Consider the following 21,449-nt stretch of genomic DNA (forward strand, 5'->3'; position numbering starts at 1 on the left):
TTTTGCAAAATTACCGATATTTTCTTAATTCTCCAAATATTCTATCCTTTTTTCTTGATTACAAGTTAAAGCGAGTAGTTAGGATCGAGTAGGGGCCATGACCCACCAAAGAACAGCAGCGTACCGCGATAGGTTTCTCCCCTATCCCTTATATGTTTCACTTATTCTGTCTATAATTCGAAATATAACTTATCAAATTTGGTAGTCCAAAAGCAAATCGCTAACTTTGCAAAAGGATAAAACCAGTGCACCTGTTAATTGTGATTTTCAGACTGCACTATAAAAGGAACTGATAGGGATTGCCTAAGCGACAATCCCTTTTTTCGTTATACAAAGTCTAGGTGAAAGATACTTCCCGTTTTGAAAGTCAACTTGCACTATTGAGTATATCCCCAAACTGCGGATGCCGATCATACCAAGCGGTAGCGAATGAGCAGACAGGCTTTACCTTCAGCCCCTTGCTGACAGCATAGTCGTTGGCGGCACTGACAAGCACACCGCCAATGCCCATGCCCTTCTTGAAGGCATAGGTATGGTCAATACTCATGACGTTTCCGTCAAAAGAGAACTCCAGTCGGCCAACAATTTCCTCACCATCAAAGACAAGCACCTTGCCGCCAGTATTCGTAGTCTCAATCTTTGTCTCCATATCGGACACAAAGGTACGACTTTTCCTTAATATTTCCATCTTAGTATTGTTGATATTTCAAACATTGCGTAAGCGCAACAAAAGCTTGACTTCGCACCAGCCATAGACGTAAGGGTGAAGTGAAGCATTCAAGGGCTTGTTCGCAAGGCGTGTGGCGGAAGAAGTGTCGAAGTGCAACCGAGAAGCTTCTTCCGCCACTTGCCTTGCGCACTGATTACCTTCTCACAGGGCTACGCCTCGCCCAATTTCTCACCCATCTGTACGACTAAAGGCCGTGTAAGCTTATCCAGCCTCCAATTCTTGCCTTGAGCCAGTATGATGGGCTTCTTTCCTTTTTGCTCAACATACACATTTCCGTTGTCGTCGTAGCTGATATTCCCATGAGTAAGTTCCCAATAGCCAGAATTGCGAAAGATAATAGGCCGTATCTTCTTCAGAAAGTTCACCTGCTCCTGTGTGATAGAGTCCATCATCCGCAAGTAGTCGATGAACTGCTGCAGCGATGCGACACTGTCCTCCTCGAAGGCCGTCGAGAGAATGTCGAACTCCCCGAAGTCTCGGATCTGAATACTGTACCCACTCTGCCGTAGTACATCAAGGCCATAGCCGTTGATGAACATCCAGCTCACCGGTCCGTTAGTCGCATTCACATGCCCTGTCTGCCATCCGAAGACCTCGAAGAGCCGGTCGGCATCCTGCCCGACGGCCGCCCAACGCTTTGCATTCGGCTTGCCGCAAGGGAAGATGACGATATGTACGTCCTCCTCGCGCTTGGTCGCCTTGAGCAGGATATCAACGAGCTCGCGGTTCCAGTTCTCCATTTCCGTCCACTTCAGAGGATTGAAGCTCAGCTTCCATCTGATGAAGACATCAAGGATCTTGTCGTTGGCACCCTCCGCATAGTCGTCGAGGATTCCCAGCTGATTGTCCTTGTGCGCTGTGCCGTCCATGTCAGTGAACGACAGACCGTAGTCCTTCAGCAGCTTTCGCCACTGCTTGAACTCCTCCACGCTTTTGACCGACAGCAAGGCATCGTAAGCCTTCTTGAGCTCTTTGTATTGGAATCGCTCCGGGTTCTCGTCGTAGAATTCCAGAATTTCGATGAACTGCATTCTGAGCAGGTTCACCCACGTCATGTTAAGTGTTTCCATAGTAGTGTCTGATTAGTTGGTTTGACAGATGGTTGATTAGTCTGTGTCTCATGGTATCGGCAGTTCAAAGGACTTGTACACCTGCCTGCCCTCCTTGTCGATGAAGCACCACCGCTCCGTGCGGTACGGCAGTCCGGCAGCGTCAACACACTGATAGTCAATCTTCACCTTCCATCCGCTGAACTCACCCTTCTTGTCGCCCTTCATGATGAGCGAGCGGATCTCCGCCATGCTTCGCATCTGACGCTCCGCAAGGCTGATGACATAGTGGTCGGCAGGATTGAAACGGCTCATGTTATCAGTGTGTTTCATGATGGTGTCCGTCACCACCTGCATCGTCCTGAGCATCCCCTTCACCTCGTCCTTGGTGAAGTAACCTGCCCCGAATGCCGAGTCCGGCTCCGAGACGGCAAGCACACGCAGCTGCTTGGGATCGTCCACGCTGAGTTCCAGGTTCTCCTTTGCCAGTTTCTTCATCTTCTCACTGGAGTTGCCGCACGACATCAGCAGTGCGGCACCCATCAAAAGTAATAATGACTTCTTCATGTCAGAAAGGCTTTATCGTCCATACTTGAAGTTGTAGTTGGTCACGTTGCCGAAGGCCCTGAACTTCACCTTCTTTGTTGGCGGTGCGACGAACTCCTCACCCGTCTGCGGATTGCGACAGACACGTTCGCCGCGCTCCCTGACATAGAACTTCCCGAAATCGGGGATGATGACCTCCCCGTCCTCACGGAGAATGTCTGACACGGCACAGAGGAAGGCATCGACCGCCTTCTCCACTTCCTTGATGGAAAGGCCGGTCTCAAAGGCCGCCTTTCTCAGCAGTTTCTTCTTGTTCATAGTACTCATGTTATTGGTTAGAATGGTTTGTAATCAGTTGAATGAATTCTCAGTTGTAGATGTTGTAGTCAGCCACAATCCGCTTGCGGTCATCAGACAGACGCAGGTAAGCCTTCGACAGCGAGCCCTTGTCGTCCATGAGCATCACCTCCTTCTTGGTAATGCCATCGGTCAGCAGTTCCCTCAGCTCATCCAGCGTCACCTCATGCCCACGGATATGCCGCCAGAGCGTAAGGTGGTACGGCTCGCCGAGCTTCTCATGGCAGGAGCAGTTGAACGCCACCGGACTGACCATTACGTCCTCGCCGCACACAGGGCACTTGCCCACCACGGAGCTCAGCGACATGCCATAAACCTCACTCTCTACGAGCACAGCCGAGAAGATACGCCCCTGCGAGTTGAAGCAGCCGTCGAGCACTGTCGGATGTCCGTCAAGATAAGCCTCAATCTCATGAAGCAGGATAAAGCGGTGGCTGAGGATACCGTTGCAGTGCCACTTGCAAGCATCAGTTTTGTCGAAGTAATGCTCACAGAAGTACCCCTTGGAGGTAATCTTGATGCGACCTCCGCAGTGCGGACAACGGTGCTCCAGGTACTTGCCCTCCGGCACCACCATGAGCTTGTCACTCCCCACCTCAATATGAGCGAGGTATTGTTTTCCCTTTCTGTCCTTGAATGTCAGGACACGGCTTTTGCCAGCGTCCTCCAGTTCCTTTCTGATTGCGTCCGTAATTTGTACGCCACGGATAGATTTCTTGTTTTCCATAGTTCTAAAAGTTGATTAATGATGATTATAATGATTAGTAGTTCTAATTGAATTGTTTCTGATTAGTAGTTGATAGTTAATGCGTTACAGCAAATAGTTAAAGGTTCTTGTGGCTAAAGATACTTCGTAGAAAGCTCTCCGCTACAGATACTTCATCGAGGACTCTCCACTACAGATATTTCCAATCGAGTATCAACCCGTCCACGATAGCCTTTCCCGACATCACCGTCGCCCACCCGTCCGGGTCGAGCCCGAACCAGAGGTCGTTCCACGAATACGTCCTTATCTGCCACGCCAGCAACCACAGGTCCGTATTGATACTCTCCAGTCTTGTGACAATCTCGTTGGCCACATAGTAACGCTCCGCCGAGTTGAGCAGATTAACCTTGTGCTTCTCCGTCTTGCCGTCGGCATTCGTAACGTTATAGCTTCCTGAAGTGACCAGTTGCTTCATGAACGGATAGAGTGAAAGCATCTGCGTGGTAGCATCCATTAGTTCGTCAGACACCAGCACGGCAATGGCAGTTCCTTTCAGATTGCCCGGTATCGACTTTCTGAGCAGAGCCATGTTCTTCGGTATCTTCACACCCACAAGTTCTGCGGCACGCTTGATCTGATAGATGTTCTGCATGGCACCCTGCGCATTCTGCAAGTAGCCCAGCATCTTGTTCTCCAAGGAGTGCATCCGCTCCATAGCCACAAATACACTGGCTTCCGAGGCTATAATTGCCTTCTGCGTCTTCTCACGCTTCTTGAACAAGTCCTTCAGTATCTTCGTTTGGGCTGCCACGGCACCGGTCAGGGCCGGGTCGGTCTGCTGGGCGAAGCCGCAGACGGAGCCGGACATGGCAAGCAACAGGCAAAGAATTTTTCTTTTCATCGTTCTTCGTTTGTTTAGGCCACGGTCGTCGCCGACGGTACGGACTTGAAAAGTTGGTGCCGTTGGTGACGCACCGTGGCCTTGTTAATAATTCCCAGTCGTTGGATTTCACATCTTAAAACTGCTCCTGCACTCATTTCGCTCGCGCAGCTCCGTCCTTATCCTTGCGAGATTCTCGTCCCGCTGGAACTTTGTCTTGAGCTGCAGAGCCTCCAAGGGCATGCCACGCACAACGTCATTCCAGTCCTTGTAGTTTACGGCCGGTTTGCGCACATCGATGCGGTCGGACAGCTTTACATGCTTGCCCAACTCTTCAACAGAAGCTTTCCCCACTGGCATATCAAAGGCTTTTCCGTCCATCTCAAGTCGGAGATTATCTCCCATCTGTGTTACAGTGAGCCGCTTGCCGTCGAGCAATGCCGCCATCCTCATCCCGTATATGCGTCCCGGCAGGTCGTTGTCGAAGCAGTCCACGGCCTTTGCCATGTTGTAGTGACGCATAAGCCCCGACACCTGTCCGTTGGACAGCGCACCGCCGACAGATACGAATGCCGAGTGCGCAAGGTCAATCTTTCCCTGGTTCGCCTGATAGAACGCCATAGCGTCGTAGGCACTTTCCGCAAAGAACACATGCCGCACCATCTGGGGATTGTCCAGTGCCGAGTGGATGCCTGCCGTCCACACCGCCGTGGTCGAGTTCGTTCCTGCCGCCTTGCCCTTGAAACCGCGGTCGCCCCGCAGCTCATAGCCAGCCAAGTCAGAACTGAACCCCGGTTCACGGTAAGGAAAACCGATCATCGGAAGCCCGTTCTTGTTCTTCTGGTCGGTCACGATAGCGATGTGCCGCTCGAACAACTGTACCGTCTCACGGCTGATGCCACGTTCCTCAAAGATTCCCATGGCATAGTCCATGTTCCTTGACAGAGGTTGGGAAGTGTAGCGTTTCGGATTGAACACCGTGTTTAGACTGCCGAGTCCACCACTATATCCACGGTCGTGGTTGTCCATGAGTGGCATATTGGCAAAGTCTGTCATCACCTTGCCGATGACCTCCCACTGGTTCCTGCCATAAATGTTGAAGCGTCCCAGGTTCTCACCGATGAAGTCCACCACATCACCGCGCTTTCCCGAATTGCGGTGGAAGTACTTCTGCCGTTCCTTCTCCTGCGGATGTGATATGACAATGGTGTCGAGCTTCTCTCCCCTGCCGTCGGGCAGAATGAGTTCGATGTACCGTCCCACGCCCGCCTGTCTGTTGAGTTTGTAGCCAAGCGAGAAGGCAACATCGTCGATGCCCACTCTCGGCTTCATCTCTTGAAAAGATACGTAAGACATAGGCTTGTAGTTTGATGGTTTGTTAATGATTGAATAGTAGTTGCAGATACAATTCTGTTCCACAAAGACAGTTTAATGTAACTTTCAACGCTCACAATTTTAAGCCGTTACTCTCCTTGTTCTGTTGCTTCTGCTCACGTATCTCACGAACCTCTCCTGCGAACTTCCTTGCCACGGTATCATGCAGCATCTGGTCTTTCAGCTCACCCGTTGGCATCATCTCATATCTGATACCCGTAATCTTGCTGATGGGCTTCATGCCGAGGTCCTGACCCTCAAAGGTAGCCCGTACCGCATAGCCACCGTCCATCCGCTTGTAGATGGATGCACTGTCAAACTTCGCCGAGAGTGCGATGTCGTGCGGCTGCTGCCACTCCTGCTTGGCAATGTTGGCTTGCAGGTCCACCTTGCTCATGTTGGCAGACAGTATCGGACGCTCGCCAAGGGCAATCTTCTGCTCGTCAATCTTCTCCAAGATCATCTTCGAGGCCTTGTTCACGTCCGCCATGACCGAGACGATGAACTTTGGCTCCTCACGCAGGGCGTTAATCCAACCGTCCATATAGGCGGCATTGTTGTTGAGGATGCGCTTGTCGAAGCCCAGCGTGTTGCCCACCATGGCAGCCGTTAGCTCCGCAACCAACTCCTCCTTTGCATACTTGGCATCACCGAACTTTGCACCCTTGTCACGGTTCAGTCGATTGGCAGTACCAGTGGAGTGCGTCATCTCGTGGAGGGCGGAAGAGTAATACTCCATACCATCCTTGAAAATCTCCTCGGCATTCTTGCCAATATTGAATTGCTCTTTCATGGGAATGATGACCATATCACGCGCCGGAGAGTAGTATGCCCCATCTACGATACGGTCGTTCTGTACCCTGCATATCCACTCCTGCCGCTCGAACATGCGGTCAAGGGCACGGTTTTCGTACATGCCCTGGGTGTCACGCAGCTGCGAGCCCTTGAAGCGGTCAACGATAGCATCGTACTTCTCCTTGTTCACCTCTTCCAGATTGGTTTGGTCAACGTTGAAGACGGAGAAGGCACGGAGGAACGGACGCACCTCGCACTTGGCCTGCTCGCCGCGGCTCATCTGCTTGTAGTCCGACTCGGCGACCCGCTTGCCACGCTCGTCCTTGATATTGAGGTCCCAGTAGATAACAGGCATCGACTGCGCCCCCTTCTTGATACGGAGGTTCTCCTTCTGCGCCTGCATGAAAGTCATATAGACCGGCGTGCGGTAGGCGTTCATCGCCGTATCCATCTGCAGGAAGAAAGAGTTCGTGCCCGAGTAGTTGCGACCGCTGAGGTTCTGCGGCATACCAAGCATCGTTCCCTTTCCGTTCGTCCATCCCTGCCGCCAGTCGGAAGCCTTCATCGACTTCATACGCTCGATCATTAGCGAGCAAAACTTGTCTATCGCCTTATCTCCGCTGTTCTTGTAGTCTGTTCCTTTCTTTGACTTGGAATCCTTGTTTTCCATAGTTTCAGTTTAGTTGGTTAGATGAGGGTAGTAGTCCCTCAGTCCGATGGCACAGCCTTCGGACTGAGGGCTGATAATATTATGTGTCTTTCACGGTATCACTGTATCTCGGGAGATAGATTATAAGAGCGCCTCTGCAAACTTCTCTGCAAAGTCGTTGCCTCCGTCATAGATATGGCTCTCTGCCTCTTCGAGATAGAGCTCAGCATTGTTGTCATCGGGCTCGATGCCGTGGTCGTCGCACCACTGCAGATAGGCCTTTCCGTGTTCACTGCGGAGTGCGAGCTCGCACCATCCTATCTTTCCTTCCTGCTTGAGTTGAATGAGTTCTTCGATTGTATTGTTCTGCATAGTTGTAAGTGTTAATGGTTGATGATTGAATTGTTAAGAACTTGAAGTGATGAGTTGAACTTTAGCTGTTAGTTATTGCAAGACAGCATGTTATGTCAGTTATCGGCTGAACGCCTGCTTTGCGCTAACCTTCTCCTGCTTCATCTCCTTGATTTCAGTGTTGAGATAGCGTGCTGCCAGCTGCTCCTTAGTGGCCGTCTTTTGCGTGAAGAGAGCTTGCTTGTCATGCCATGAGAGTACAGCCTTGCTTGTCGTCCGGTCGTCAGTGAGTTTGGCCGACACCGTCCAGTCGCCGTCGTAGTTCTTGGCGATGCGCACATCCTTGACACCTTCCTCCAGCTTGAACTGATTATAGAAGGAAGCAAGGTGCAACTGTTCCCCGAAGTTCTTCTCCACGAGTTTGGATGGTGTTGTCACGCGGTCAAAGTAAGCATTCAAGTCCTCCTTCGACATCGTGCGTGACATCTTCTGCTCGCCCACCTGCGTGTAGAGCTTGTACTTGCCCACGTCATGACGCTGCTCGTCATGCTCCTTGTAGACCACCATCTTCTCGATGACGCGTCCGTCAGAGAGCTTGTTGTCAGCCTTGTACTCCTCCGGCGTGACCTTCTTGGCCAGCTTCGTGGGGTAATAAGTCTGCATCAAAGCCTCTACACCTATCTCACGTTTCTGATAGGCAGCGACATCTTCCGGCTTCATGAGCTGCGGACGGAGCTGCTGTCCGTCGAGGCGTGCGGTAAAATACCACTTGTTGGGGTCCTGATTGCTCTGAAAGGCATGTCCGTGGGAAACCTTCTCACCATTGACGGTCACCATTTGCGGCTCACGCGGCTTGTGGACTTTCTGGCCAGCGGACTGCTCCGCAGTTTTGTCTACGGCCTTATCCTCTTTCTTGGTATCAGCCTTGTTCTCGGCCTTCACCTCTGTCTTGTCGACCTTGGCAGTCTCCGTCTTGTCAACCTTGACTTCTTTCGCCTTAGTCTTCTTCTTTTCTGTTTTCTTTTCCATAGTATCTGTTTGAGTTTGGTTCTTTGTTTGTTGTGCGGCTTGTTTTGTGGTTTGTTTCTTGCCCAGCTCCAGCATATCAGCAATCGCCACACGATTGCCCGCTCTGATAAGCCTTGGCAGGTAGACGTCGAGCGCATGATGAGGAAACTCCGCAATAAGCTCACCGTCCTTTTGGGACTTCGGTTTCTGTGTCGGTATGCGCAGCGTGTCGGATACCTTTTGTGCATCCTCATTCAGCGAACGGTAAAAGTCTCCGTTGCGCATAAGGATCAGCGCGTCGGGATGCTTGCTTTTGAGCCGCTGATATACCGCCAATGGTGTGTCCGTCTCGTTCTTCACCTGCTTCTTCGTGGAGTCGGCAGATTGCTTCTTGTCAGAAGGCTGCTCTTGCATTTTCTTTTCCATGTTAGTAGCGAGTTGGTTAAACTGGTAGTTCTTGTTCGTCAGATGGTTCTTGGTATGTCCGAGGACAGCGAGCATCGTATTCGGATGACCCACAGCCTTGATGGCGGCCCCTGCGGTATAGCCGGTGTCCAGCACGTTGTCTATGACGATGGGCGTGAACTGCTCCGGCACTTGTCTGTACAGATTGAGTTTCAAGTATATGCCCTCCGGCTTGAGGTCATTCTTCTTGGCATAGTGCAGCGGCATGTGCGGACGACAGGAAAGGATGTCCCACGTCAGGATGCCCGTCCTTCTGGTAATCTCATTGGCGAGCGTCTTTGTATAAACAGCCCTGCCATGATGGTTCGGTATGGGCACCAGCACACAGTTGCGTCCTGCCGCCATCTCCCTTATCCCGTCCGCCATCATCTCCGCTGCCTTGCAGATACTCGCATAGTCACCGTCCTTGAGCCCGTGCGCCAGCTGACGCACTTTCGGGTATGGGGCTACGGAGGTGAACGTACATTCTTGTTTGTTTGACATAGTGGATGAAGTCTCATTGGTTGGTAGTTGAAGATACTAAAGGAACAACGCTTATAATGAAGACACCCTTAGAGTGAAAGACCTCTCTTTTTGTCCTCTTTCTTGTCTGTCTTTTCCCTCTCTGTCAGTCGGGTGCTCTCCTCGTGGCGCAGCCTGTCAACCACCTGCTTGTACTCCCACCGGTTCTCGTCGGTCTGCACGTATCCTATGTAACCCTCGTGCGCGTCGTCGTATCGGATGGCCTGCTGTCGCTTCCACTCCTCCATATCTCCCTGCATCACCTTGAAGCCAACCGGCTCACGGAGGTCAACACCTACGGTCACTTTTTGGTCACCGACTTCAAGTTCAACCGGTTTTCCCGAAACGAGAGCCTCCTTTTGGCCAATTCCGAGTCCGATGTCCTTGATTTTGTCAACTTCCTGAAGTTTTTCCTCAAAATTAACAGTTGCCACATCACGATACATTAAAGCATTGGTCTCCTTATCAAGCTGCACATACCGCATCTTACGTTTGCCGTCCTCCTGAAACTCCTTTTGAATGACATCACCCTTGCGCACGCGCTCCAGTTCTGTGTCGTTCAGCTTCAAGTTGTTGTCAAGCTCACGATGTATCTGATACGTAAGCAGTTGCAGACGGCCGTCCTTGTCATGGGTGAGCTGGATTTTCATTGGAATGGACACCGCCGAGTTGTCTCCTACTGGCACGTTGACACGCATCAGTGGCGAGAGCTCACCGCTCAGAATAGAGTCGCGCAGGTCCTTGGGCATGCGCATGAGATCCTTGGGAAAGATGCCGATTTTGGCAAATTTGTCGAATGGTACTGGTTCTGTTTTCATAGTTGATGGTTTGGTTATTCTACTGGTTTATACTAACTTTGTGGTGAAAATCCATGTCAAACTAAACATACTACTACCATGAAACACACAATGAAGTGCGCTGTGGTCTTGATGCTATCGATGAATGTATTGGAATCACCGGCACAGTTTTACACTGCTGAGAAAGTCGGTCCGGCTGCCGACACGTTATCCATTTCCACGGACCCTTATGTCCGTGACGTACTCCACGAAACAAAGCCAAAGTCCAAGGCTGAGACTGAGACCAAGAAAAAGTCCGTTTTCAGACTGTCTTTGCCTTCGTTTCTGACCGCAAAGTTAGGAAACAAACCGCCAACTTCCAAGAACGCCCAAGGAAAAGCGCAAGAAACGAGCGAAAAAAGTTTTGAGAAAAACGCCAAATCATCAACAAAGAAAGCGATTTTGCCCTTCCTCAGTACGTCCGACAGCCTACTCTTGTCTATCCTCGAAAAGAGGCTAACCATCTGTATGCCACTTGATTACTTAACCGTTACATCATCCTATGGATACCGCCAAGATCCCTTTACTAAGTGCCGCAGGTTCCATGACGGCATAGATTTGAGATGCGGAAACGGTTTGGTCTATAGTATGCTCCCGGGCAGGGTGACCCTAGTCCGACACGGCGACACCGGCTACGGCAACTATGTCGTCCTCGACCACGGCAACCTCCGCTGCCTCTATGGTCACCTTAGTGAGATACATGCCAAGGAGGGAATGATGGTACAAGCGGGTACGGTTGTCGGATTCGTCAGTTCTACCGGGCATTCGTCTGGCCGTTCCACTGGTCCTCATGTCCATCTTCGCCTCCAGCGTCTGACAGCTGAAAATGACTGGGCAAGTGTCGATCCTCTGCCTTTCATCTATGCGCTGAACCAGCAGGTGGAGTTCTTCAACGAGCGTCTTACAGAAATTGTTGGCAAGGACTCTCTTATATATAATAATGTAGAGACGAGCGCAAAGGAGCTAACCATCGAGAACCTCTATGCCGCACTGAAGAAGCACGGTATCAAATATCCTAAGATCGTCCTTGCCCAGGCCATCCTTGAGACAGGACACTTCCGCTCCCGTGTCTGCAATGTGCAAAACAACCTCTTCGGTCTCAGACACTCAAAGGGCTACTACAGCTTTGAACATTGGGAAGAAAGCGTTATAGCATACAGGGACAAAGTTCAGTACAAGCACCGTGACGGAGAAGGCTACTACTCTTTCCTAAAACGTATAGGCTATGCCAGTGCCCCTGACTATATAAATAAGGTAAGGGAGATTGCCAGCCAGTTATAAAAAGACATGAAACCAAAATGTAAGCCCGGCAAAGGATTTTATCTTTTCTTCTTCGTGTATTTCTTTTTGACTATCGAGTAAGAATTAGAGATAAGTTCCTTAGCCATATCAATCGGCGTAGTATTGATATGCAAACCAAGCCAATACTTGTCATTCATATGAGACGGTTTGTCCGCCCAATCATAATGCTCACGTAAATCAACGAGACGCTCAGTCTGACACTTGACATTAACGAGGTTACCGTCGGAAATATCAACCATGGCAAACATGTGATTGCAGACATAAAACACCAACACACTCTCGCCTCCTTTAATCTTGGCGAAAGGGAACTTTTCCTCGACGGCCTCTAAAGAGATACAGTATTCATGGAGTTCTTCTATGTTCATACCAATTTGAAATATAGTCTAGCCTCTCTGAAATATTATTTTGGTATCGACACAATTGCAATTCTCTTTTTTGTCAAAGCTTTTTGAATGCCTCCAAAAGCATTCTCATTCCCTCTGTGGCCGTAGTCCTAAAGTGAGTATAACCTAATTTTGTACATTGATCCATTTCTCCAGGGTCGATTAAAAACTTTGGAACCTCATGATGCGCATAGCGGATAAGGTCTGCTGCCGGATATACCTGTAGCGATGTACCTATGACAACAAAAATATCAGCCATACTTACAATGTCTGTGGCATTCATATTATCAATGTATTCACCGAACATTACCACGTACGGACGCAATTGTGAACCGTCATCAGCTTTGTCGCCGACCATAATAGGAGTTGTCAAAGGATATTCCTTCACACATGTCCTACGGTTATCCGTCGAACACACTTTGCTAAGTTCGCCATGAAGGTGGATAACGTGAGTGGAGCCAGCTCGCTCATGTAGGTTATCGACGTTTTGGGTGATTACCGTTACATCATGTTCTTTTTCAAGTTCGGCAATCATTCTGTGAGCATCGTTTGGCTCTACCTCCGCCAACTGCTTACGCCTAAAATTATAGAAGTCAAGACACCTCTGCGTATCTGTGTAGAGCGCTTCTGTACTGGCCAGATATGCCCATTCATCATTAGTCCACAAACCGTCCTTACCACGGAAAGTGCTCAATCCGCTTTCAACACTGATACCTGCTCCTGTCAAAAACACAATGTGCTGCCTTATCATATCTGCTTTTTTTTGAATAATATCCTTGCTGACTTGCTTACATAAACTCAAGATTTGAGTCAATTAGCAAATGCAAATATACGAAGTCTTTCTGATAACGACATCATCAGACGTGAGAAAATTTCTCTTTTGCCTTAAGTTAAGGTAGATAACCAGCATTGATTTCGAATGTGCATGTGCCGTTTCCGTGGCTTTAATGCCTTTGAGACATTGCTATAGCCCAAACCGTTTCCATAAGTCGGCCATATTTTGAGAAAAATCGACTTTTTTCATCAAATTCAGCGATAAATCAGCACTTTACATATAGCTACTGTTGCTGTTATGCGGAATTGTCCCTATCTTTGCAGCAGAAAACCACAATGCAGGCACCTAACCGCTTGCAGGGCCAAGCTCCCTTGGAATACAGGCCTACCAAAAAGGAGCGCGTCTTTTACCGTCACACGGAACTATCTTATGCCGCCACGAGGCGGGCATAACAGAGGTGACAAAAACTCCATGACACGAGTTACCAACAACCAACCTTATGAACATACCATTCTTTAACATCGGGAAGACCCCCGAGAAGAGACGCAATAAGATTATTGTGTTTGCTAACCAGAAAGGCGGCTGCGGCAAAACCACCAACTGTGTGCTCAGCGCTGGTCAGTTTGTACTCAAACACCATTGCCGTCTCGTCGTACTTGACGGCGACCCTCAGCGCAGCATTGTCAAAAAACACGAGCAGGACAGAGAACGCTGGCCACAGCTCCCGCCTCTGTATCAGGTCGTACCATGTACCCAGCTCAGCAGCGAGAAAGAAACACTCAACCTTATAAGAGCCATGCGCAACGAGGACTTCGACTTTTTCATCGATACACCGGGCAGTCTCACCCAAGAGGGCTATCTTCCCCTTCTCTTCGAGGCCGATGCCATCGTCACTACCATCCAGTTGGAGAAAACCTGCATCAACGGTACCACCTCCTTTGTTGATATGGTCGCCATGGTTGCACGTGAGAACGGCCTTGACAAGCTTCCTCCGTTCTATTTTCTGCCCAACCAGTTCAACAAGAACTGGGGCCGCAAGGACGAGCTTGCCGAGCAGCAGAAGTTCCTTGACTACTTCGCCAAGCTGGGCACCGTTCTGCCGAAGATACCCAACAGTGCCGAGATTCAGCGTTACAGCACGCTCTACCTCACTGATAAGCAACATGAGATTGTTGACAAGTGCTACGATACGCTCTATGACTGCATCTATAACGAAAAATCCAAATCCGCATGACTGACGGCACACCTCAACCAATGGTTTTCGGGGATATTCACGAACTTCTCCGGAAAGTCAACGGTGAGAGCGAGCCAGCCTACATGTGGCAGAGCGACAAGCCCAAGGAAGAGGTGAAGCCGGAGGAACCATTCCCAGCAGAAGAAAAGCAAAGTCAGAAAGATGACAAGGAAAAGTGTCCCTCTACCGAGGATTCGGAGACTGACAAGGAACCGTCTATTGAGACCGAGCCACGTCAGAAGGAGAAGCCCCGAAAGAGCAGGGTAAAACCACCTCCCGCCAAGACCGAAAGAGAGGAAGAAAGGAAAGCAGCTGAAAATGTCAAAGAGATACCGAAAGCAAAAATATCCGCTTTGCCCTCAAAGAAAGACATCCAGTCGCAGATAGAATCCTTCTCCTATGCCATGGAAAAAGGTCACCGCCACTGGGTCTTCCTTCCCGACGAAGTCTTTGTCACACTGGAGATAGTCTATGGACGCAACCGCCTCTCGGCCATCCTCACAGCCCTGGCTAAAGCCTTCATCGATGCCAACAAGGATGAGTTGCGCCGGCTCATTACTCACCGGACCAACCTTTTACAGTAAGAGAGAATAAACAACAACACAGACCAACAACGTAAACACAATGAATACAACCTTCCAGCCTACCGCAAAACGAACAGTTTGGAGACCAGAGCACGACGACATCCTCAAGGAGCGCTTCCATACGGACTATCTTCATGAGATAGCCTCGCATATCGGCTGCACGCGAAGCACTGTTAGCAGCCATGCCCGCCGTCTCGGACTAAAAAAACTTGACCCCTCCGGTCGCAACCGCGACGCACGCTCCTTTGTACAGATGGAATACTGCAACCTCAGCTATCAGGAGATGGCGGAGCGCACCGGAATGCACAAGGAGTCTATCAGGATAATCGCCCGTGAGCTCGGGCTGGAGCGCACGCCAGAGCAGTACCGCACCATCCGAAGCCGTCGTCGCAAGGAGCTCGTGCAAAAGGAGCGCCGCCGCATCATCTTCGGGCTGGACCAGAAAACTAACATAAAGGTGGTGAGCAACCTGAGGAAGATCCGCCTTCGCGGCTCCCTCAAGCGTCTCGGCTACATCATAGGAGCCGACGGCCACACCTTCTACTATGATTCCACCCTTCGCCGTCACCCCGTTCGCGAGGAACACGGCAAGGCGTTCGGATTCACTTTCCTGCCATTGCCGACAACGTGCGCGGAGGAAACGGAGAAATATTCAGCATCTCCGGCCGTGTCGGCCAATGAGCAGACTTTCAACTAAACCAATCAGATAACCAGTAATCAGACTACCGACTATGAAAACAACAGGAACGATCACGAAAGTCCTGCCCGTAAGGACAGGCACGTCAAAGAAGGGCAGCACATGGGCAGCCCAGCAGTTTGTCCTCAAGACCGACGGCGAGCTGCTCTTGGAAGTCTTCGGACAGAAAGAAATCGACCAGTACGCCATCACCGAAGGCGAGAAGCTGACGGTGACCTATGTCCCCAAAGTCCACGAGGCAGGAGACAAGGTGTTCGGCAAGAACAGCGTCACCGGCATCGAGCGCGACGAGTCACAACCCTTTGCAGAGTAGCTTATGGCTTTCACTAGTATAGTAATAGTTATTGTTGTGATTTATGTCTTTGGCTATGCGGGCATGATTATCTACGACCTCTTCCTCAAGAAGGAGCCTGTGGAGTTCATGCCCAAGCCCAAGGACGTAGAAATTGACATTTCCGACGAGGCTGGGCAGTTCAAGCCCATCACCGTTGGCAATGACGAGCCCAAGGCTCAGTCTGTCAAGAGCGAGATGCTGAAAGCCACAAGAAAGGCGGATGAAAATGAAGACAACCATTCCATCACAGAAGAGGAAAAGAAGACCGTCGAGAATGCCAGCAAATCTCCTAATGGTGGAAGTGATATAAGGGAAAATATAGAAGTGTCCTTTGGGTCTTCTAACACAATTCCCTCTGAGACGAATTTTGGTGCAGCAGCCAAGGCTAACCCATCTGAGCGCAAGCCAACCGATGACATCGGGCCGCGTCCCACGGATGCCGAGACCCAAAAGCGCATACAAGAGCTAGTCCGCATCAAGCGGCAGGAGATATTGGCTGAGGAAATGACCGTCGCATCAGCTGCACAAGACGAGCAGAAACGTAAAGAGTACGAAACTCTAGGGGATACGGCGGAAGAAGAAAGAAGAAAAAATTCGGAAGACAGACAGCCCGAGGTACCGAAAGATACCACAGAAGCCAAGTCATCAGACCCTAATGTCCGCATCGTCGAGCCTGAGCAACCTCATTCTTCACAAGTATCGAATACCGCAGGCAAAGAGCTTTCCAAAGGAAAAAATCCTTCAAAGTCAGATTCCCAAGAGAAGACTTCTGCAAAGACTTCACCTTCAAAGAAGCCAAGAACTCCCAAGCCACCCAAGCAGCCTGAGTTCCGCAGCGATGCCTACTTCGACATCTTAAAGGTTCAGATAGACGACTCCAAACAGCAGACAAAGCTGCAGGGAGCCCAAACAGCCGAGCAAGTCAGCAAGGAGGCTAAGCAAGTTTCTCTCGACGAAGCTCAGATGACACTCAGACAAATCAACAATTTATGGGAAAAGAAAGAATCAGAGCGCGTTCTCGATGAGGACGAGCTCCAAGCGATAGAAAAATCTGAACGGTCGAACCGTGAGGCTCCGCCAGAATTCAATATTTAGGGTTAGTTTCTCAAAAGATGAATACGTTTTAGAATGTTATTTAGAGTGTTACTTTCCATTTAGTAAAGATTGATTGATAAGACAGCTTCCGGAAGAGGGCTGCGCCGTGAGGCAAGGGGATCAGACGGCCACGTGAGTGGCACTCACCCATCTTCCACCTTTCATGTGGTCTTTAAATTGTAACGTAATGAAATATCTTAACAAACTTATGTTACAAACCATTTCAACCAAAACCATCATGAACTCCTGCATGAGCGCATGTAAGAGAATCCCCGTGAAGCGTGTAGCCGCCTTCCTCGGAATGTTCCTTTTCTGTGCCGTCATGACCTTCGCCCAGAGCAAGGGCGCCGGCGGATTCCAGAAAGCCATCACCGAGGTGTCGAGCTACCAGACCCCCGTCAGTAACTTAATGAAGGCCATTGCAGCAGTCATCGCACTCGTCGGCGCATTCAGTATTTATTTCAAAATGCAGAATGGTGACCAGGACGTGAAAAAGGCTATCATGCTGACTATTGGCGGTTGTGTAGCTTTTCTTGCAATGAGCGAGGCTTTGCCTTTGTTCTTCAAGTAGTTACAAGCTACGGTTAAACAAGGAGTCCGACTTTCCGAATCTTCGGAGTCGGACACCTTTTAACTCTGAAATCTCTATCAAATACAATATATAATATAAAATAATATCGCAATAAAACTATAAGATAATGGACATCAATTTCAACGGCATCCCTGTCTTCAAGGGACTCCAGAAGCCACTGGAGTTCATGGGCATCCGCGGCAGGTTCCTGACCTATGCCGCCGGAGCTATCGGCCTGAGCTTCCTCGGCTTCCTGCTGTTCTCCATACTCTTCGGCAAGCTTGTCGGCTTCATCGTCATGGTCTGCCTCGCCGCAGTAGGAATCATCTCCATCTACGTCAAGCAGCGCAGCGGACTGCACAGCAAGAAACGCCACCGCGGCATCTACTTCTTTTACAAAATGTACGAGCGGTAGCCGCGAATAAAATAGATAAAAGAATACAGAAAATCGAAAACAAAAATCAGTTACTACAAACATAACCTACCATGGCAAACAAGAAAAAGCCGCTTGACGGCCTCTTCGCCCAGCTCCAGGACATCAAGGATGGCTCCGGCAAACTGCAGAATACTGTCCTCTTCTCGAAGAATGGCAATCCGTCCGTCATCATCGAGATAGAGAACCCCGTGCAACAGTATGCCACGGATGCCGTGCAGTACGTCGCCTTCACCGACGTGCTGAACAACATCGTCCAGACGCTCGGCGAGGGCTATGCCCTGCAGAAGCAGGACGTGCTGTGCCGCCAGAGCTACCACCACGACATCACCGACGATATGGAGTTCCTCACCTGGAGCTACTTCCGCTACTTCAACGGCAGACCCTATACCGAGATCCGCACCTACCTTGTCATCACGCAGGAGACCGTCAAGTCCGCCTTCGTCAAATACGACCCCAAGACATGGCTCGACTTCCATACCAAGGTCAGCAAGGTCATGGACATCCTCAAGGAGCGTGGCATCTGGCACCGCAAGCTCACCAAGGACGAGGTCAACGAGTACCTCCACCGCTTCATGGCCTTCCACTTCAAGGATGGTCCTTTTTCGATGCAGAGCTTCAAGGCCGGTGATGACTGCTTGAAGATGGGCGACAAGGTCGTAAAATCCTTCGACATCGTCGATGTGGACGAAATCGACCTGCCATCGCTGATAAAACCCTACCAGCCCGTGGCCGTCAACGGCTACGTCATCGCCACCGACCTGCTGGCCTTCCTCAGCGAGATACCTGACACCGACTGCGTCATCTACAACCAGGTCATCCAAATCCCCCAGCAAAGGAAACTGTTGAGAAAGCTCCAGTCCAAGGCCAAGCGCCACGGCTCCATGCCCGACCCCAGCAACAAAATTGCCAAGGCCGACATCGAGACCGTTCTCGACGTGCTCGCCCAGGACAGCAAACTGCTCGTCTACACCAACTTCAACCTTTTGGTGAGTTGCAAGGCCGATAAACTGACACCCGTGACCAGCTTCATCGAGACCAAACTCTACGAGTGCGGCATCTTTGCGTCAAAGTCGGCTTATAACCAGTTGGAGCTCTTCATGGACTCCTTCCCCGGCAACGCTTATTCGTTCAACCCCGATTACGACCTCTTCCTGACGCTCAACGACGCAGCCCTCTGCCTCTTCTTCAAGGAACATCTGAAACACAGCGAGGACACGCCGCTGAAGACCTACTACACCGACCGCCAGGGTCTGCCCGTCTGCATCGACATCACCGGCAAGGAAGGCAGGTTGAAGATGACCGACAACGCCAATTTCTTTTGCATCGGCCCAAGCGGAAGCGGTAAGTCCTTCCACATGAACAGCGTCGTGCGCCAGCTCTTGGAGCAGAATACCGACGTAGTCATGGTTGATACGGGTGACAGCTATGAGGGTATATGCCGCTATTTCAAAGGCACTTACATCACCTACTCGAAGGAAAAGCCCATCTCGATGAACCCGTTCAAGATCACGGACACCGAGTATGCGCAGAACTTCGGCGAGAAAAAGAACTTCCTTAAGTCGCTCATTTTCCTCATCTTCAAGGGCAGCGAGGCTCCCACGAAGATAGAGGACAAAATCATCAACCAGACCATTGTCGAGTACTACGAGTCGTACTTCACCCCGTTCAAGGAGTTCACCGACGCGGAGCGCGACCAACTCCGCAAGCGTCTGCTCCTTGAGGACAAGAAGAACGGCACCTACGAAAAGCACAGCAAAGAACTCGAAGAAAAATACAAACATACAGAGTATGACTATGAAACAGACATCCCCACTTCCGAAACATCCGAAGATCCATCTGCCTTTGGCGGACAGGATACTGAACACGATACTCTCCATACTGCTGATGGCAGTCGTGTGGCCGGTGATGGTCCTTTACATACTGCTGAGGAGAAGGAAGCCTACGCACGAATCCAGCGGAAGGTGAACAAACTCCACGACCTCATCAACGACAAGGCCGCCACCGATGGCGAGAAGGTTGCCGCCAACCGCCAGCTCATGCGCCTGATGCCCCGACTCATCGAGGGCAACTATCTCGTCACCATCGAGCAGCGCATTGACCGTATGGAGAAGCAACGCCGGAAGATGCACGTTGACAACCTCAGCTTCAACAGCTACTACGAGTTTGCCATCGAGCGCATCCCGCAGATTATGAGAGAAAAGAGCATCACCTTCGACATCGACAACTTCGCCGCCATATTGGAGCAGTTCTATAAGGGCGGAGAGCTGGAGCACACGCTGAACAACGACGTGGATGCCAGTCTCTTTGACGAGAAGTTCATTGTCTTCGAGATTGACAAAATCAAGGACGACCCCGTGCTGTTCCCCATCGTCGTGCTCATCATCATGGACGTGTTCCTGCAGAAGATGCGCATCAAGAAAGGCCGCAAGGCACTCATCATCGAGGAGGCGTGGAAGGCCATCTCGTCACCGACCATGGCCGAGTACATCAAGTACCTCTATAAAACAGTGAGAAAGTTCCACGGCATAGCAGGAGTAGTAACCCAAGAGTTGAATGACGTGATAGACTCACCTATTGTCAAGGAAGCCATCATCAACAACTCCGACGTGAAAATCCTCCTCGACCAGTCTAAGTTCAAGGACAGGTATGATGCCATTAGTGCCATCCTCGGACTGACACAGGTGCAGAAGCAGCAGATTTTCACCGTCAATGCCCTCAACAACCACGAGGGCCGGAACTACTTCAAGGAGGTGTGGATATGCCGCGGCCAGTACTCCGATGTCTATGGCGTTGAGGAACCGCCCGAATGCTACTGGGCCTACACCACGGAACGCGCCGAGAAGGAAGCTCTGAAAGTCTATGAGCGGCACTACGGAGACATCCAGACCGCCATCACGAAAATTGAGGAAGACCGCAAGAAGTTGGGTATAAAGAAGTATCTTGACTTCGCGGTCAAAGTGAACAAACAACAGAAAATCATGCCACTATGGGACAAATCAGACTAAATACCAATAGGACGGACAACAGAAAGAAGAAATGCTGTACCTTGACGGCTGCCATGCTCCTTCTTGCCACCTCACAGGCCTTTGCCGGATGGCGTGTGGTCTATGACCCTTGGACGACCGGACAGGTCAGTGCCAACACCACCGCCCAGAAGCTCATCGAGAACAAGCACAACGAGCGTCTTGACACCATCTCTGAAAAGCAAAAGAAAATTTTGCAGTACACCGCCACGATGGAGGGTATCAAGGAACTCTACCATCTGACGATGACCAATGTCCGCGGCTTCGGAGAGGAGTCTGCCTACTACAAGGAAATTTTTCTCCTAAGTGCCGACATCCTCTCCGGCATTCCTACGGTAACGAAGTACATCGCCTCGAACCCTGTGAAGAACTACGTCCTTTGCCTGAACGAGCTCGCCGACATTGTCATTGAGACCGAAGGACTTATCCATGACTTCATCGACGTGGTGAACAACGGCAAGATAAAATTGCCCGACAATCCCATCATCCGCCAGAAGATACCCAACGGCGGCGGCCGCTACAACATGGGCCAGGGCGACGGCTATAACTTCATGGACCGCTACACCCGTCTGACGCTGGCCAACAAGATCTACTCCCGTCTGTTGGAGATGAAGTACAAGATGGACGTGATGGTGATGATGTGCCAGTTCGGCACCTGGGGCGAGGTGTTCTTTGCCATCGACCCTGAGAGCTGGGCTTCCGTCTATCAGGCAAGCAACATGGTGGACGGCATTATCAACGACTGGAATAACCTTGGAACATGAAAGC

The 21,449-nt window shown here is 50.5% G+C and carries 23 protein-coding genes; 10 read left to right on the top strand and 13 right to left on the bottom strand.

Translation table 11 applies throughout. From position 1 onward, the window contains the following. Positions 1–367 precede the first annotated feature (367 nt). The 11 genes from FYJ73_RS11475 to FYJ73_RS11525 form a co-directional block, all read right to left on the bottom strand. Entirely contained in the window at positions 368–688 is a 321-nt protein-coding gene (locus FYJ73_RS11475) for a GNAT family N-acetyltransferase (RefSeq protein WP_235899338.1), read from the bottom strand. A 191-nt stretch (positions 689–879) separates the two neighbouring features. Next, the gene (locus FYJ73_RS11480) at positions 880–1,800 is read right to left on the bottom strand and encodes a hypothetical protein (RefSeq protein WP_154534863.1); all 921 of its coding nucleotides are present in this window, start codon (positions 1,798–1,800) and stop codon (positions 880–882) included. 48 nt (positions 1,801–1,848) lie between these two features. After that, entirely contained in the window at positions 1,849–2,346 is a 498-nt protein-coding gene (locus FYJ73_RS11485; RefSeq protein ID WP_154534864.1) for a hypothetical protein, read from the bottom strand. 12 nt (positions 2,347–2,358) lie between these two features. Beyond that, complete coding sequence (locus tag FYJ73_RS11490) at positions 2,359–2,643, bottom strand: HU family DNA-binding protein (protein ID WP_235899339.1); 285 nt, start codon at positions 2,641–2,643, stop codon at positions 2,359–2,361. Between the two features lie 49 nt (positions 2,644–2,692). Beyond that, entirely contained in the window at positions 2,693–3,409 is a 717-nt protein-coding gene (locus FYJ73_RS11495) for a hypothetical protein (protein WP_154534866.1), read from the bottom strand. Between the two features lie 169 nt (positions 3,410–3,578). Next, positions 3,579–4,289 carry a hypothetical protein gene (locus tag FYJ73_RS11500; protein ID WP_154534867.1) on the bottom strand — a complete coding sequence of 237 codons (711 nt, stop codon included), beginning with the start codon at positions 4,287–4,289 and terminating at the stop codon, positions 3,579–3,581. A gap of 108 nt (positions 4,290–4,397) precedes the next feature. Further along, positions 4,398–5,624 carry a toprim domain-containing protein gene (locus FYJ73_RS11505; protein WP_154534868.1) on the bottom strand — a complete coding sequence of 409 codons (1,227 nt, stop codon included), beginning with the start codon at positions 5,622–5,624 and terminating at the stop codon, positions 4,398–4,400. A 91-nt stretch (positions 5,625–5,715) separates the two neighbouring features. Continuing rightward, positions 5,716–7,107, bottom strand: a complete 1,392-nt coding sequence (locus FYJ73_RS11510) for an ArdC family protein (protein ID WP_154534869.1) — start codon at positions 7,105–7,107, stop codon at positions 5,716–5,718. A 120-nt stretch (positions 7,108–7,227) separates the two neighbouring features. Next, positions 7,228–7,458, bottom strand: a complete 231-nt coding sequence (locus tag FYJ73_RS11515; RefSeq protein WP_154534870.1) for a hypothetical protein — start codon at positions 7,456–7,458, stop codon at positions 7,228–7,230. Positions 7,459–7,557: 99 nt separating this feature from the next. Further along, positions 7,558–9,393, bottom strand: coding sequence for a MutS N-terminal domain-containing protein (locus FYJ73_RS11520; protein WP_154534871.1), 1,836 nt, complete (start codon positions 9,391–9,393; stop codon positions 7,558–7,560). Between the two features lie 68 nt (positions 9,394–9,461). Continuing rightward, positions 9,462–10,229, bottom strand: a complete 768-nt coding sequence (locus tag FYJ73_RS11525) for a DUF4099 domain-containing protein (RefSeq protein WP_154534872.1) — start codon at positions 10,227–10,229, stop codon at positions 9,462–9,464. Positions 10,230–10,307: 78 nt separating this feature from the next. On the opposite strand from FYJ73_RS11525, the gene FYJ73_RS11530 reads away from it, so the two are divergent. Next, positions 10,308–11,528 carry a peptidoglycan DD-metalloendopeptidase family protein gene (locus tag FYJ73_RS11530; RefSeq protein ID WP_154534873.1) on the top strand — a complete coding sequence of 407 codons (1,221 nt, stop codon included), beginning with the start codon at positions 10,308–10,310 and terminating at the stop codon, positions 11,526–11,528. A gap of 38 nt (positions 11,529–11,566) precedes the next feature. On the opposite strand, the gene FYJ73_RS11535 is transcribed toward FYJ73_RS11530, so the two are convergent. Both FYJ73_RS11535 and FYJ73_RS11540 read right to left on the bottom strand, forming a co-directional pair. Continuing rightward, positions 11,567–11,914, bottom strand: a complete 348-nt coding sequence (locus FYJ73_RS11535) for an MmcQ/YjbR family DNA-binding protein (protein WP_154534874.1) — start codon at positions 11,912–11,914, stop codon at positions 11,567–11,569. A gap of 73 nt (positions 11,915–11,987) precedes the next feature. After that, entirely contained in the window at positions 11,988–12,734 is a 747-nt protein-coding gene (locus tag FYJ73_RS11540) for an SIR2 family NAD-dependent protein deacylase (protein ID WP_235899340.1), read from the bottom strand. 472 nt (positions 12,735–13,206) lie between these two features. Between FYJ73_RS11540 and FYJ73_RS11545 the strand changes: the two genes are divergently transcribed. The 9 genes from FYJ73_RS11545 (at position 13,207) to FYJ73_RS11585 (ending at position 21,445) form a co-directional block, all read left to right on the top strand. Continuing rightward, positions 13,207–13,941, top strand: a complete 735-nt coding sequence (locus FYJ73_RS11545; RefSeq protein WP_154534875.1) for a ParA family protein — start codon at positions 13,207–13,209, stop codon at positions 13,939–13,941. Next, positions 13,938–14,525: a hypothetical protein gene (locus tag FYJ73_RS11550; protein WP_154534876.1), complete on the top strand. Its 588-nt coding sequence runs from the start codon at positions 13,938–13,940 to the stop codon at positions 14,523–14,525. Before FYJ73_RS11545 ends, FYJ73_RS11550 begins: the two co-directional genes overlap by 4 nt. Positions 14,526–14,565: 40 nt before the next feature. After that, positions 14,566–15,222, top strand: coding sequence for a hypothetical protein (locus FYJ73_RS11555; protein WP_154534877.1), 657 nt, complete (start codon positions 14,566–14,568; stop codon positions 15,220–15,222). Positions 15,223–15,256: 34 nt separating this feature from the next. Beyond that, positions 15,257–15,535 (top strand): DUF3127 domain-containing protein, encoded by a 279-nt coding sequence (locus tag FYJ73_RS11560; RefSeq protein WP_154534878.1) that lies wholly within the window; start codon positions 15,257–15,259, stop codon positions 15,533–15,535. Between the two features lie 63 nt (positions 15,536–15,598). Further along, positions 15,599–16,651, top strand: a complete 1,053-nt coding sequence (locus tag FYJ73_RS11565) for a hypothetical protein (RefSeq protein WP_154534879.1) — start codon at positions 15,599–15,601, stop codon at positions 16,649–16,651. A gap of 208 nt (positions 16,652–16,859) precedes the next feature. Continuing rightward, positions 16,860–17,222: a DUF4134 domain-containing protein gene (locus FYJ73_RS11570; protein ID WP_154533216.1), complete on the top strand. Its 363-nt coding sequence runs from the start codon at positions 16,860–16,862 to the stop codon at positions 17,220–17,222. 127 nt (positions 17,223–17,349) lie between these two features. Then, positions 17,350–17,637: a DUF4133 domain-containing protein gene (locus FYJ73_RS11575; protein ID WP_154534880.1), complete on the top strand. Its 288-nt coding sequence runs from the start codon at positions 17,350–17,352 to the stop codon at positions 17,635–17,637. A gap of 71 nt (positions 17,638–17,708) precedes the next feature. Beyond that, positions 17,709–20,663 (top strand): TraG family conjugative transposon ATPase, encoded by a 2,955-nt coding sequence (locus FYJ73_RS11580; RefSeq protein WP_154534881.1) that lies wholly within the window; start codon positions 17,709–17,711, stop codon positions 20,661–20,663. Continuing rightward, a complete protein-coding gene (locus tag FYJ73_RS11585; RefSeq protein ID WP_235899341.1) occupies positions 20,645–21,445 on the top strand; it encodes a hypothetical protein in 801 nt (266 codons plus the stop codon). Before FYJ73_RS11580 ends, FYJ73_RS11585 begins: the two co-directional genes overlap by 19 nt. Positions 21,446–21,449 lie beyond the last annotated feature (4 nt).

Source organism: Hallella mizrahii (genome assembly GCF_009695775.1).
Taxonomy (GTDB): domain Bacteria; phylum Bacteroidota; class Bacteroidia; order Bacteroidales; family Bacteroidaceae; genus Prevotella; species Prevotella mizrahii.